The organism is Microbacterium sp. ProA8, assembly GCF_039905635.1.
Taxonomy (GTDB): domain Bacteria; phylum Actinomycetota; class Actinomycetes; order Actinomycetales; family Microbacteriaceae; genus Microbacterium; species Microbacterium chionoecetis.
Map to the genome: position 1 here is coordinate 1 of NZ_CP157000.1, position 13,698 is coordinate 13,698.

The 13,698-nt window shown below is 67.5% G+C and carries 12 protein-coding genes and 2 tRNA genes; 12 read left to right on the top strand and 2 right to left on the bottom strand.

Annotation, left to right across the window (positions count from 1 at the left end):
- The 10 genes from dnaA to ABG085_RS00050 all read left to right on the top strand — a co-directional run bounded on the left by dnaA (nt 1) and on the right by ABG085_RS00050 (nt 10,851).
- Nucleotides 1-1,434, top strand: a complete 1,434-nt coding sequence (gene dnaA, locus ABG085_RS00005) for a chromosomal replication initiator protein DnaA (RefSeq protein WP_347977413.1) — start codon at nt 1-3, stop codon at nt 1,432-1,434.
- A gap of 479 nt (nt 1,435-1,913) precedes the next feature.
- Nucleotides 1,914-3,068, top strand: a complete 1,155-nt coding sequence (gene dnaN, locus ABG085_RS00010; protein ID WP_163616277.1) for a DNA polymerase III subunit beta — start codon at nt 1,914-1,916, stop codon at nt 3,066-3,068.
- Between the two features lie 28 nt (nt 3,069-3,096).
- Complete coding sequence (gene recF, locus ABG085_RS00015) at nt 3,097-4,302, top strand: DNA replication/repair protein RecF (protein ID WP_347977414.1); 1,206 nt, start codon at nt 3,097-3,099, stop codon at nt 4,300-4,302.
- Nucleotides 4,295-4,831, top strand: a complete 537-nt coding sequence (locus ABG085_RS00020) for a DciA family protein (protein WP_347977415.1) — start codon at nt 4,295-4,297, stop codon at nt 4,829-4,831. The genes recF and ABG085_RS00020 overlap by 8 nt, the downstream gene beginning before the upstream one ends.
- A gap of 121 nt (nt 4,832-4,952) precedes the next feature.
- Entirely contained in the window at nt 4,953-6,989 is a 2,037-nt protein-coding gene (gene gyrB / locus ABG085_RS00025) for a DNA topoisomerase (ATP-hydrolyzing) subunit B (RefSeq protein ID WP_347977416.1), read from the top strand.
- Nucleotides 6,990-7,053: 64 nt separating this feature from the next.
- Nucleotides 7,054-9,690, top strand: coding sequence for a DNA gyrase subunit A (gyrA, locus tag ABG085_RS00030; protein ID WP_347977417.1), 2,637 nt, complete (start codon nt 7,054-7,056; stop codon nt 9,688-9,690).
- Nucleotides 9,687-10,091 (top strand): DUF3566 domain-containing protein, encoded by a 405-nt coding sequence (locus ABG085_RS00035; protein ID WP_347977418.1) that lies wholly within the window; start codon nt 9,687-9,689, stop codon nt 10,089-10,091. The genes gyrA and ABG085_RS00035 overlap by 4 nt, the downstream gene beginning before the upstream one ends.
- Before the next feature lie 86 nt (nt 10,092-10,177).
- A tRNA-Ile gene (locus ABG085_RS00040) sits at nt 10,178-10,251 on the top strand.
- Between the two features lie 11 nt (nt 10,252-10,262).
- A tRNA-Ala gene (locus tag ABG085_RS00045) sits at nt 10,263-10,335 on the top strand.
- 78 nt (nt 10,336-10,413) lie between these two features.
- Nucleotides 10,414-10,851: an NUDIX hydrolase gene (locus ABG085_RS00050; RefSeq protein ID WP_347977419.1), complete on the top strand. Its 438-nt coding sequence runs from the start codon at nt 10,414-10,416 to the stop codon at nt 10,849-10,851.
- A gap of 16 nt (nt 10,852-10,867) precedes the next feature.
- Here the strand turns inward: ABG085_RS00050 and ABG085_RS00055 are convergent, their stop codons facing one another.
- Together ABG085_RS00055 and ABG085_RS00060 are read right to left on the bottom strand one after the other, a co-directional pair.
- Complete coding sequence (locus tag ABG085_RS00055) at nt 10,868-11,365, bottom strand: YbaK/EbsC family protein (RefSeq protein WP_347977420.1); 498 nt, start codon at nt 11,363-11,365, stop codon at nt 10,868-10,870.
- Nucleotides 11,358-11,924 carry a DNA helicase gene (locus tag ABG085_RS00060; protein ID WP_347977421.1) on the bottom strand — a complete coding sequence of 189 codons (567 nt, stop codon included), beginning with the start codon at nt 11,922-11,924 and terminating at the stop codon, nt 11,358-11,360. Before ABG085_RS00060 ends, ABG085_RS00055 begins: the two co-directional genes overlap by 8 nt.
- Nucleotides 11,925-12,020: 96 nt before the next feature.
- Here ABG085_RS00060 and ABG085_RS00065 point away from each other — a divergent pair, with 96 nt between their 5' ends.
- Both ABG085_RS00065 and ABG085_RS00070 read left to right on the top strand, forming a co-directional pair.
- Complete coding sequence (locus ABG085_RS00065; protein ID WP_163616294.1) at nt 12,021-12,593, top strand: peptidylprolyl isomerase; 573 nt, start codon at nt 12,021-12,023, stop codon at nt 12,591-12,593.
- A 131-nt stretch (nt 12,594-12,724) separates the two neighbouring features.
- The gene (locus ABG085_RS00070; protein WP_347977422.1) at nt 12,725-13,636 is read left to right on the top strand and encodes a rhomboid family intramembrane serine protease; all 912 of its coding nucleotides are present in this window, start codon (nt 12,725-12,727) and stop codon (nt 13,634-13,636) included.
- Nucleotides 13,637-13,698 lie beyond the last annotated feature (62 nt).

Here is a 13,698-nt window from a genome sequence, read left to right on the forward strand (position 1 = left end):
ATGACACCGCACGAAGTTCCAGACGTTCCGGTCTGGACGGCCGTACTGGACGAACTCGTGCGCGACGATCGCATCACCCCGCAGCTCCACGGCTTCATCAGCCTCGCGGTGCCGCAGGGCGTGATGGGGGGAACGCTGTACCTCGACGTTCCCAATGATCTGACCGCCGCACAGTTCACCAAGCGCATGCGCGCACCGATCCTCGAGGCGCTCACGCGCGTCGGGCAGGACGTCCAGGACCCGGCCTCGAACTTCCGTGTGGTCGTCAATCCGGACCTCGCCGACGCCCACCTCACCGCGCCGATCCCGATCCAGTCCACCGCGCCGGTCATGCAGACGTCCGCGCCGATCGGCCGCCCGCACGTCGACGAGCCCGCGGAGCCGGCATCCGTCTCGCGCAGCGATACCCGCCTGAACCCCAAGTACACGTTCGACAACTTCGTCATCGGCCAGTCCAACCGCTTCGCCCATGCCGCGGCGGTCGCGGTGGCGGAGGCGCCGGCGAAGGCGTACAACCCGCTCTTCATCTACGGCGACTCCGGGCTGGGCAAGACGCACCTTCTCCACGCGATCGGCGACTACGCGCTCAGCCTCTACGCGGGCATCCGCGTGCGCTACGTGTCGAGCGAGGAGTTCACGAACGACTTCATCAACTCGATCGCCAACAACCGCGGCTCCGCATTCCAGGCGCGGTATCGGGATGTCGACATCCTGCTGATCGACGACATCCAGTTCCTGCAGGGGCGCGCCGAGACGCAGGAGGCGTTCTTCCACACGTTCAACCAGCTGCACGATCATGACAAGCAGGTGGTGATCACGAGCGACGTGCCGCCCAAGCACCTCACCGGCTTCGAGGACCGCATGCGCAGCCGGTTCGAGTGGGGCCTCATCACCGACGTGCAGGCGCCCGACCTCGAGACGCGCATCGCGATCCTCCGCAAGAAGGCGCAGTCCGAGCGTCTCCACATCCCCGACGAGGTGATGGAGTACATCGCGACCGTGGTGTCGTCGAACATCCGCGAGCTCGAGGGCGCACTCATCCGCGTCTCGGCGTTCGCGAGCCTCAACCGCTCGACGCTCGACATGTCCCTCGCGCAGACGGTGCTCCGCGACATCGTCGACCAGGATGACGCCAACGTCGTCTCGCCGACCGACATCATCACGGCGACGGCGGCCTACTTCAAGCTCACCGTCGACGACCTGTACGGGTCCAGCCGCTCGCAGCAGGTCGCGCAGGCCCGGCAGATCGCGATGTACCTGTGCCGGGAGCGCACGAGCCTGTCTCTGCCCAAGATCGGGCAGCTGTTCGGCAATCGCGATCACACCACCGTGATGTACGCCTATAAGAAGATCAGCGAGCTCATGAAAGAGCGCCGGTCGATCTACAACCAGGTCACCGAGATCACCGCTCAGCTCGGCCGCAACGGCCGCTGACCAGCCCTGTGCTTGCCTCGATGGGTCCGTGCGTCACGACGCACGGACCCATCCGCGCATATGCCCCGAAAAGTTCTTGACAGGTGCCGCGAGCAGGGCCATTATTCCGGTTCTGCACAGTGTGGAAAACCTGTGGATAACTCTCCAAGCCTGCGGAAACTCCTGTGAACGGGCGGGGGAAGCCTGTGGATGGATTGCGGATGCCGGGGGCCGCGGCATCCGTCTTCCCGACGTCCCTCCGCAGCCGTTCCACAACTCACACTCTTGTGGTTTCCCTGTCCCGACTGGCCACGCGCGAGTTGTCCACAGTTTCCACAGTCGTTAACACCATGACAAGAAATCTCTTTGATGAACCCGTCCGATCACCTTTGCGGTGGAGAGCGCCTCGCGGAACGGACCGGGCTGGCAATCCTCAGGCCTGGCACTAGCATGAGAACCCCGAGCCCGCAGTCGAAGGGCCCGCTGCAGAGGGAGCGTTCGTGAAGTTCCACGTCAATCGCGATGTGTTCAGCGAAGCCGTATCGTTCGTCGTCAAACTCCTGCCGCAGCGCAACCCGCAGCCGATCCTGGCGGGCGTGCTGATCGAGGCATCCGCCGAGGGCCTCTCGCTCGCCGCCTTCGACTACGAGGCGTCGGCCCGCACGACGATCGAGGCGACCGTCGACGACCCGGGCACGATCCTGGTCCACGGCCGGCTGCTCTCGGACATCGCGAGCCGTCTGCCGAACGCGCCGATTCAGATCGAGGTCGACGACGACGGCGGCATTCTGCTGACGTGCGGCTCGGCCCGGTTCACCCTCTCGTCCATGCCGGTGCAGGAGTATCCGGCCATCCCCGAGGTCACCGGCGATTCGGGTCTGGTGCCTTCCGAGGACTTCGCCACCGCGATCGCCCAGGTGGCCTTCGCCGCCTCGCGCGACGACGTGACCCCTGTGCTCACGGGTGTGCAGCTCGAGGTGTCGGGGACGACGCTCAGCCTCGTCGCCACCGACCGCTACCGTGTGGCGCTCCGCGAGATCCCGTGGGACGGCGGCGGCACCGCGACCGACGAATCGACCACGGCGCTCGTGCCGGCTCGCACCCTCACCGAGGTCGGCAAGACGTTCGCGCACGGCGGCGACATCTCGATCGCCTTCTCGGGATCGGGCGATCGCGAGATCATCGCGTTCACGGCGGGCAACAAGACCGTGACGTCGCTGCTCATCAAGGGCAACTTCCCGCCGGTGCGGCGACTGTTCCCCGAGGCGACCGAGCACCACGCGGTCGTCAACACCGCCGAGCTCGCCGAGGCGGTGCGACGCGTGTCGCTCGTGCTCGACCGTTCCGCGCCGCTCCGGTTCACCTTCACCGCCGACAGCGTGTCGATGGATGCCTCGGGCACCGAGCAGGCGCGTGCCACCGAGTCCGTCGACGCCACGCTGCTGGGCGGCGACGATGTGACGCTCGGCCTGAACCCGCAGTACCTGCTCGAGTCGCTCGGCGCGGTCAAGAGCGAGTTCGTGCGCATCACGTTCACCTCGAGCGAGAACGCCAACAAGCTGAGCCCCGTGCTCATCACCCCGCAGACCTCGGTCGATCGGGCCGGCTCGGACTCGTTCCGCTACCTGCTGCAGCCGAACCTGCTCCTGCGCTGACGTCGGCGGCGATCACTAGGCTTGTCCGGTGATCGTGGAGCACCTGAGTCTCGTCGACTTCCGCAACTATGCGGCCGCCGACGTCGAGCTCGGGCCAGGGCCCAACGTGTTCGTCGGCCGCAACGGTCAGGGCAAGACCAATCTCGCCGAAGCCATCGCGTTCTTCGCGACGCTGGGGTCGCATCGCGTCTCGAACGACGCACCGATGGTCCGCGACGGGGCCGAAGCCGCCATCATCCGGGCACGGCTGGCCCACGGCGAACGCCGGGTGCAGCTCGAGGCGCAGGTCAACCGGCAGGGTTCCAACAAGGCGCGGGTCAACGGCGCCGCGGTGAAGCCGACCGAGCTACCCCGCTACGCGCAGGTGGTCCTCTTCGCACCGGAGGATCTGCAGATCGTCCGCGGCGACCCGTCCGCACGCCGGCGGTTCGCCGATCAGCTGCTGGTGCAGCGGGCTCCGCGCATGGCGGGCGTGATCTCGGACTACGACCGCGTGCTCAAGCAGCGCACCGCCCTGCTGAAATCCGCGAAGGCACGGCGGGTCCGCGGCGACGCCCTCTCGACGCTGGATGTGTGGGACGACAAGCTGGTCTCGCTCGGCACGCAGCTCATCGCTGCCCGGCTCGCACTCGCGACCGACCTGGCGACACCGCTCGCCGCCGCGTACACCGCCATCGCCGGTGCCGACCACCGTCCCGAGATCGAATGGGCACTCTCGGTCGCCGGCGCCGTCACCGATGAGGAAGGCGACGGCGCCGCGCCGAACTCTTCGCCCGATTCCCCGCGCGACGCGGCCGGCACGTCGGCGGAGCGCATCGCGGATCTCTTCCGTCAGGCTCTCGCCGCCAAGCGCTCCTCCGAACTCGAGCGCGGGCTCACGCTGGTCGGGCCGCACCGCGACGACCTGCTGCTGCGCATCCGCGGACTTCCGGTGAAGGGATATGCGTCGCATGGCGAGTCGTGGTCGGTCGCGCTGTCGCTCCGTCTCGCCTCCGCCGAGCTGCTCCGGGCCGAATCGCGCCTCGGCGATCCGGTGCTCATCCTCGACGACGTGTTCGCCGAGCTCGACACGGATCGCCGCGCCCGGCTCGCGCTGCTCGCCGTCGGGTACGAGCAGGTCGTGGTGACCGCGGCGGTCGAGGGCGACGTGCCCGAGGAGCTGCGGGCGCGGATGGTGCGGGTGGAAGCCGGACGCATCCTCGATCCGGCCGATGCGGAGGCGACCGATGCCTGACCCTTCGACAGGCTCAGCGACCGGGGCGGGTGCGGACGGCGTGCCCGACCGGTCCGACATCCCCGAGACGATCGCGACCTATCTGCGGCTTCGCGGACTCGAGCCGTCCGGGCGGTCGTTCCGCAAGCGCCGGCGCCGCACGGTGGACGACGAGAACATCCCCTTCGCGCCCGGACGCGACCCCCGCGGGGTGGGCGACGTGATCGCCGACCTCACGCGGGAGGCGGGGTGGAACGGTCAGCTCGCCCGCGAGGACGTCGTGCGCGCCTGGGCGGAGGTCGCCGGAGAAGACACCGCGCGGCACACCCGTCCGGTCGCCTTCTCGGAGGGGTCGCTGACCGTGCAGGCGGACTCCACGGCATGGGCGAAGCAGCTCCAGCTGATGCGCGCGCACATCCTCTCCGAGATCGTCCGCCGCTTCCCCGAGGCGAAGGTGGATGCGGTCCGCTTCATCGGGCCGGACGTCCCCTCCTGGAAATGGGGTCCCAGAACGATTCCAGGCCGCGGTCCGCGCGATACCTACGGATAAGGCACGTTCGGAGTCATCCGGGCAACTTTCATGCGCTCACAGGGGCGTAGAGCGCTGTGATCGGGCCGTTACCCGATAGACTGTCAGGGCACCCGTCGAAGCATTTGGAGCCCTCGCGAAGATGACGTCTGACACCCCCGATAACGTTTCCGAGGAACCCGAAACGCCCGAACGGGCTCCCAACGCATACGGGGCAGATGACATCCAGGTCCTGGAAGGCCTCGAAGCGGTGCGCAAGCGCCCGGGCATGTACATCGGGTCGACCGGGCCGCGTGGCCTCCACCACCTCGTCCAGGAGATCGTCGACAACTCGGTCGACGAGGCCATGGCCGGCTACTGCGACACGATCGATGTCACGATCCTCCCCGACGGCGGCATCCGCTGTGTCGACAACGGCCGCGGCATCCCTGTCGACATCCACCGCACCGAGGGCAAGTCGACCGTCGAGGTCGTGCTCACCGTGCTGCACGCGGGCGGCAAGTTCGGCGGCGGCGGCTATGCCGTCTCCGGCGGTCTGCACGGCGTCGGTTCCTCAGTGGTGAACGCACTGTCGACGCGACTCGAGGTCGAGGTGAAGCGTCAGGGATACGTGTGGCGACAGTCCTTCCGCAACGGCGGTACACCGCTCGCGCCGCTCGAGCGGGGTGAGACGAGTGATGAGACGGGCACGACCATCACGTTCTGGCCGGATCCCACGATCTTCGAGACAGTGCACTTCGACTACGACACCCTACGCACCCGCTTCCAGCAGATGGCGTTCCTCAACAAGGGACTGCGCATCGACGTGCGCGACGAGCGTCCCGACGCGGCGTATGAAGAGGCACTCGAGCCGGGGGGCGATGTCGTGATGCAGCAGCCGAACGACAGTTTCCTCTACGAGCGCGGGCTCGTGGACTACGTCGAGTACCTCAATCGCGTCCGCAAGGCGGAGCACGTCAACGAGGAGGTTATCGCCTTCGAGAGCGAGGATCCCGTGCGCAAGATCTCCGCCGAGGTCGCGATGCAGTGGACCACGAGCTACACCGAGAACGTCTTCACCTACGCGAACGTCATCAACACCCACGAGGGCGGCACGCACGAAGAGGGCTTCCGAGCCGCGCTCACGACGCTGGTCAACAAGTACGCCCGCGCCCAGAACCTCCTCAAGGAGAAGGACGAGAACCTCTCGGGCGACGACGTGCGCGAAGGCCTCACGGCGGTGATCTCGGTCAAGCTCTCGGAGCCGCAATTCGAAGGTCAGACGAAGACGAAGCTCGGCAACACCGAGGCGAAGGCTTTCGTGCAGAAGGTCGTGGGCGAGCAGCTCGGCGACTGGTTCGATCGCAACCCGGCACAGGCGAAGAACATCGTGCGCAAGGCGATCGACGCCGCGTCCGCACGCATGGCCGCCCGCAAGGCGCGCGAGACCGCACGCCGCAAGAGCGTCTTCGAGTCGGCGGCGATGCCCGACAAGCTGAAGGACTGCACGAGCAAGGATCCCTCGATCAGCGAGATCTTCCTCGTGGAGGGCGATTCGGCCGGCGGCTCCGCCGTCTCGGGCCGCGACCCGCACACCCAGGCGATCCTGGCCCTGCGCGGGAAGATCCTCAACGTCGAGCGCGCACGCCTCGACAAGGCGCTGGCCAACAAAGAGGTCCAGGCGATGATCCAGGCCTTCGGCACGGGCATCGGCGAGGACTTCGACATCGACAAGGCGCGCTATCACAAGATCGTGCTGATGGCGGATGCCGACGTCGACGGTCAGCACATCACCACGCTGCTGCTCACCATGCTGTTCCGCTACATGCGCGGGCTCATCGAGGCCGGCTTCGTGTACCTCGCGATGCCCCCGCTGTACCGCCTGAAGTGGACCAACGCGGCCCACGAGTACGTCTACTCCGACAAGGAGCGCGACGCGCTGCTCGAGGACGGGCTCGCCAACGGCAAGCGGATCCCCAAGGACTCCGGCATCCAGCGGTACAAGGGCCTCGGCGAGATGAACGCCAAGGAGCTGTGGGAGACCACGATGGATCACACCACCCGGACGCTGCGCCAGGTGACGATCGACGACGCCGCGGCCGCGGACGAGATCTTCTCGGTGCTGATGGGCGAGGACGTCGAGTCGCGCCGCACGTTCATCCAGCGCAACGCCAAGGACGTCCGCTTCCTCGACATCTGACCGGCACCGACCCGGTCGTTGAGCGAGCACAGCGAGACGAAACGCCCAGACACGAAAGAAGCCCATGGCTGAAGACGAACGCCCCGAGCCTGAGCACGATCACGGCCGCATCGACCAGGTCGACCTCCAGCTCGAGATGCAGCGCAGCTATCTCGACTACGCGATGGCGGTCATCATCGGCCGCGCGCTTCCGGATGTGCGCGACGGCCTGAAGCCGGTGCACCGCCGCGTGATCTACGGCATGTACGACGGCGGCTTCCGCCCCGACAAGTCGTTCTCGAAGTGCGCGCGCGTCGTCGGCGAGGTCATGGGCCAGTACCACCCGCACGGCGACACGGCGATCTACGACGCCCTAGTCCGCCTCGTGCAGCCGTGGTCGCTGCGCTACCCGCTGGCCCAGGGCCAGGGCAACTTCGGCTCGCCCGGCAACATGGGCGCCGCCGCCCCGCGGTACACCGAGACCAAGATGGCTCAGCTCGCGCTCGAGATGGTGCGCGACATCGAAGAAGAGACCGTCGACTTCCAGGACAATTACGACGGGCAGACGCAGGAGCCGTCGGTGCTCCCGGCGCGCTTCCCGAACCTCCTGGTGAACGGCTCCGTCGGCATCGCCGTCGGCATGGCGACCAACATCCCGCCGCACAACCTGCGCGAGGTCGCCGCGGGTGCGCTGTGGGCGCTCGAGCACCCCGACGCCTCGCGTGAAGAGCTGCTCGACGCGCTCATGGAGCGCATCCCCGGGCCGGACTTCCCCACGGGCGCGCAGATCCTCGGCACGAAGGGCATCCGCGAGGCGTACCGCACCGGCCGCGGCTCGATCACGATGCGCGCCGTGGTGTCGATCGAGGAACTGCAGGGACGCACCTGCCTCGTGATCACCGAGCTGCCGTACCAGGTCAACCCCGACAACCTCGCGGTCAAGATCGGCGACCTCGCGCGCGACGGCAAGATCACCGGCATCGCCGACATCCGTGACGAGACCTCCGACCGCACCGGTCAGCGTCTGGTCGTCGTCCTGAAACGGGATGCCGTCGCGAAGGTCGTGCTGAACAACCTGTACAAGCACACGCAGCTGCAGGAGAACTTCGGCGCGAACATGCTCGCGATCGTCGACAACGTGCCGCGCACGCTCGCGCTCGACGGCTTCATCGCACTGTGGGTCGAGCACCAGATCGACGTCATCGTCCGGCGCACCACCTACCGGCTGCGCAAGGCCGAGGAGCGCATGCACATCCTGCGCGGCTACCTCAAGGCGCTCGACGCGCTCGACGAGGTCATCGCGCTCATCCGCCGGTCGCCCACCGTGCAGGAGGCGAACGAGGGTCTGCAGAAGCTCCTCGACATCGACGACGTGCAGGCCGAAGCGATCCTGCAGATGCAGCTGCGTCGCCTCGCCGCACTCGAACGACAGAAGATCATCGACGAGGCCACCGAGCTCGAGCGCCAGATCGCCGATTACCAGGACATCCTCGCGAAGCCCGAGCGCCAGCGCACGATCATCCGCGACGAGCTGACGGCGATCGTCGACAAGTTCGGCGATGAGCGTCGCACCCACATCCTGCACGGCTTCGACGGCGACATGTCGATGGAAGACCTCATCCCCGAAGAGGAGATGGTCGTCTCGGTCACGCGTGACGGCTACATCAAGCGCACGCGCAGCGACAACTACCGTCAGCAGCACCGCGGCGGCAAGGGCGTCAAGGGCGCACAGCTGCGCGCCGACGACGTGGTCGAGCACTTCTTCGTCACGACCACCCATCACTGGCTGCTGTTCTTCACGGACAAGGGCCGTGTGTACCGGTCGAAGGCGTACGAGGTGCCGGAGGCCGGGCGCGATGCCAAGGGTCAGCACGTCGCGAACCTCCTGGCGCTCCAGCCCGATGAGGAGATCGCGCAGATCCTCGACATCCGCGACTACTCCGTCGCGACCTACCTGGTGCTCGCCACCCGCAACGGCCTCGTGAAGAAGACCCGCCTGACCGAGTACGACACCAACCGGCAGGGCGGCATCATCGCGATCAAGCTCCGCGGGCAGGTTCCCGAAGAGGGCGATGAGATCGAGGCCGGCCCCGATGACGAGGTCGTCAGCGCCCTCCTCGTCGACGAGGGCGACGACATCCTGCTCATCAGCCGCCACGGCATGTCGCTGCGCTTCTCGGCGACCGATTCGGCGCTGCGCCCGATGGGCCGCTCGACCTCGGGCGTGAAGGGCATGGACTTCCGCGCCGGCGACAGCCTGCTCTCGGCTTCGCTCGCGAGCGACGAAGGATACGTCTTCGTGGTGACAGAAGGCGGCTACGCGAAGCGCACGGCGGTGGACCAGTACCGGGTGCAGAACCGCGGCGGACTGGGCATCAAGGTGGCCAAGCTGAGCGAGGATCGCGGCGATCTGGCGGGCGGTCTCATCGTCTCCGAGGACGACGAGGTCTTGGTGGTTCTTGCCAGCGGCAAGGTGGTACGCTCTGCCGTGGCCGAGGTCCCCGCCAAGGGTCGAGACACGATGGGTGTCGTGTTCGCCCGCTCCGGCGGCGACGACCGCATCCTCGCGATCGCCCGAAACGGGGAACGCGGCCTCGCCGAAGAACCCGAGGACGCCGCTGACGCAGCCCCCGAGGCCACGTCACCTGAGACCCCGTCATCAGAAGACACCGACGGGTCGGATGCCTCCCCCGAGACCCCCGAAGAGAGCACTGACGCATGAGCACGGTAGCCGACAAGCTCGCCAAGAAATCAAGTCACAAGACCAGCGCCAAGCAGGTGCGCCTGCGCCTGGTGTACGTGGACTTCTGGTCCGCGGTGAAGCTGTCCTTCCTCGCCGCGATCGCGATCGCGGTCGTGACGGTCGTCTCCTTCGTGATGGTGTTCCTGGTGGTGTCGACCACCGGTCTCATCGGCAAGGCCGACGAGTTCTTCTCGAGCTTCACCGACGGCAGCATCCTGCTGTCGGACTTCGTGAGCTTCCCGCAGGTCCTGGCCTTCTCGGCCGTCGTGGCGATCCTCAACCTCGTCGTCGTCACGGTGCTCGGCGCCGTGATCGCGGGCATCTACAACCTGGCCGTCAAGGTGACCGGCGGGCTGCTCGTCGGCTTCACCTCGAACTGACGGAAAGCCGACGGGCTCGATTCGTGAAATCGCGCCGCGTCGGGTAAAGTCTTGGAGGTTGCGGAACGCAGTTTCCATAGACATTCGGGGCTATAGCTCAGGCGGTTAGAGCGCTTCACTGATAATGAAGAGGTCCCAGGTTCAAGTCCTGGTAGCCCCACACAACGCCCCGGGGCCTTAGCTCAGTTGGTAGAGCGCCTGCTTTGCAAGCAGGATGTCAGGAGTTCGAATCTCCTAGGCTCCACAACGTGAGGAAAGCCGGCTCCCGCAGGGGACCGGCTTTCCTCGTTTTCCCGAGAGCCTCCCGTGGGTATGGTGAAGCATGGACCTGCGCGTCGCGGCCTACGCGGTGATCCTCGATGAGGACGACCGCATGCTGCTCGCCCATTGGAATGAGGGACGACGCTCCGCCTGGACGCTGCCCGGCGGCGGGCTCGAAGAGGGCGAAGACCCCGAGCGGGCCGCTCGTCGCGAGGTCAGGGAAGAGACCGGCTATCGGGTGGCGATCGACGCGCTGCTCGGCATCCACTCCCGCGTGATCCCGCCCGGCCGGCGGCTGATCCCCGGCGCCGACCTTCCGCTGCACACCCTGCGCGTCGTCTATCGCGCCCATATCACCGGCGGGCGCCTGCGCCACGAGACCAACGGCACCACGGATCGCGCCGAGTGGTTCCCGCTCGCCGAGGTACGGGCGCTGCAGCGCGTGAAGCTGGTGGACATCGCACTCGAGATGGCCGGGCTCGAACTGCCGGTGCGCTGACCGGCGGAGCGCGCCGTCAGTCGGTCGGCTGCGAGATGTCGGCGACCGTCGCGCCGTAGGCGGCGATGAGGTCATCTGCGTCGACGAACATGCTGTAGCCGTGCGCGCCTGCACCCATGGCGATGCGCTGACCGACGATCTCGCTGTCGGCGTAGATCGGCCAGTCGTGGGTGCTCCCCAGGGGCACGATCGTGCCCCGCTCGTATCCCGTCGCGGCGAGGGCGCGCGCCGGATCCGGCAGCTGCAGCTTGTTCACGCCGACGACCGCGCGCAGCTTGGGCCACGATATGGCCCGATCCCCCGGGATCAGCGCGAACAGATATGTGTCGTCACTGCGCTTGACCACGAGGGTCTTCACGATGCCCGAAGCCGGGATCCCGAGGATCGCGGCGGCTTCCGGCAGGCTGTTCGCGGCCGGGCGCTCGCGGATCTCGATCGCCAGGCCGCGAGCGGAGGCCGCCGCGCGAACGCGGTCGACCCCCGTCGGTGTCTCGTCGGTCGTCGGCTCAGGCATCCGGCGCGCGCAGCGGGTCGTCGGCGACCCACAGCTCGTCGTCGGCGCGGAGCGTCTGCCACGCGGCGTAGAGCACGCCGACCGCCGCGGCCACACCCAGGATGATGGCGATGACGCCGCCGGCGCCGATGCCCTTCTTCTGGGGCTCGGCACGGTCGAAGCGAGCCGAGAGGGCTCGCGTGGCCTCGCGTGCGTACTTGTCGGCCTTCTTGGCGTACGTCTTCTTGTCGGGCAGTGCGCGACCGCCGGTGAGGTGCGCGCGGGTGTCGTTCGCGGCATCCCACACCGAGAGCGCGGAGCCGACCACGGCACCGGCTGCCGGGATGACCGTGCTGCTCACGACCTTCTTGCCCTTGTCGACGTAGGGTGCTGCGTACTTCTCGTAGCCTGCCTGCACCTGCGGCTTGACCTGCTCGCGTCCGAAGTGTCCGAGCTGCCGACTGGCCTCCCGTGCGACGGACGCGGCCTCACCCACCAGAACCTGCTGGGTCTCCCACAGCTGATTGGCCTGCTTCTGAAGCTTTACGAGTTCCTTCTTGCGCTTGCGGCTGACGCTCACGGTTGCCCTCCCTGTCGTGGGGATGTCGGTCTCCCCATCTTGCCAGACCACCGCCAGGACGGGAGGGGTTGCAGGGAACTCTGAGACAATGTAGGAATGCCGCTTCACACCGCTGTCGCAACGATCCACACCAACTACGGCGACATCGTCGTCAACCTGTTCGGAGACCACGCCCCCCGCACCGTGCAGAACTTCGTCGGGCTCTCCGACGGTTCGCAGGCGTGGACGCACCCGGCGACCGGCAAGCCGGGCGAGGGCCCGCTGTACAAGGACGTCATCTTCCACCGCGTCATCTCGGGCTTCATGATCCAGGGCGGCGACCCGCTCGGCCAGGGCGTCGGCGGACCGGGCTACAACTTCAACGACGAGATCAACGGCGAACTCACCTTCACCGCGCCGTACAAGCTCGCCATGGCGAACGCGGGCCTGCGCCGCAACGCGATCACCGGCCAGCCCGAGGGCACCAACGGCTCGCAGTTCTTCATCACCGTCCCCGGCCAGGGCGGCCGCGGCCCGGAGTGGCTGCAGGGCAAGCACTCGATCTTCGGCGAGGTCGCCGACGACGCCTCGAAGGCCGTCGTCGACACCATCGCCGAGGTGCCGACGGCAGCCGGCGACCGCCCGGTCGAGCCGGTCGTCATCGAGTCGATCGACATCGCCTCGGTCTGATCCTCCGCGAACCGGGCTTGCAGCGATGACGCCGCTGCAAGCCCGGATCCCGGCAGGCCGGCGTTCCGCGCCCGAGCCCGCGAACCCCTGAGCCCACAAACCCAGAGCCCCACGACAGAGACGGGCGCCGCGTGACCACCGACGAATTCCAGCGCAACCGCGAGAACTTCTGCTACCGGCATCCCGACCGGCAGAGCTTCGTGCTCTGCCAGCGCTGCCTGCGCACCATCTGCCCCGAGTGCCAGACGCCGGCCGCCGTCGGCGTGGTCTGCCCCGAGTGCCTGCGCGATCAGCAGAAGGCGCAGTCGCCCGCACAGCGCAAGGCCGAGCGCCAGTGGTCGCGTCCGCGCGCGGTGGCGGCGTCGTCGGGACGACCCATCGTGACGTACGCCCTCATCGGCATCACCGTCTTCGTGTACCTGCTGCAGCTCATCCCCGGGTTCGGCGACACCGTCACCCGCGCGCTGATGTTCACGCCGGCCTACCTCTACCCCGGCTGGTTCGGCGTCTTCGAGCCCTGGCGGCTGATCACCGTGCTCTTCGTCCACGATTCGAACGGCATCTGGCACGTCGCGCTCAACATGCTGGCGCTGTGGATGCTCGGACGCAGTCTCGAGCCGCTCCTCGGACGCGGCAGGTTCCTCACCCTCTATCTGCTGAGCGGTCTCGGCGGCTCCGTCGCGGTGGTCCTGCTGGGCTTCGACACCTTCGTCGTGGGTGCATCGGGTGCCATCTACGGATTGTTCGGTGCCCTGCTGATCATCGGGCGCCACATCGGTGCGAACATCACCGGCATCGCGGTGGTCCTGGGGATCAACCTGGTCATCACGTTCCTGCCGCTCCTGTACGGCGGCGGCGTGCGGGTGTCGTGGCAGGCGCACCTCGGCGGTCTGCTGGTCGGTCTGCTGGTGGCCTTCATCTTCACGCGCACGCGTGCGGTGCGACAGCGAAGGCTGCAGATCGGCTTGCTCGTCGCGGTCGGAGCCGGTCTGGTGGCGCTGCTGTTCGTGCCGGTACTGTTCCCTCCACTCATCCTCGGCTAGGCGTCTCTCCCCTCCTCCGACCGGAGTTATCCACAGGCCCATCCACAGCCTGGGGAGAATGA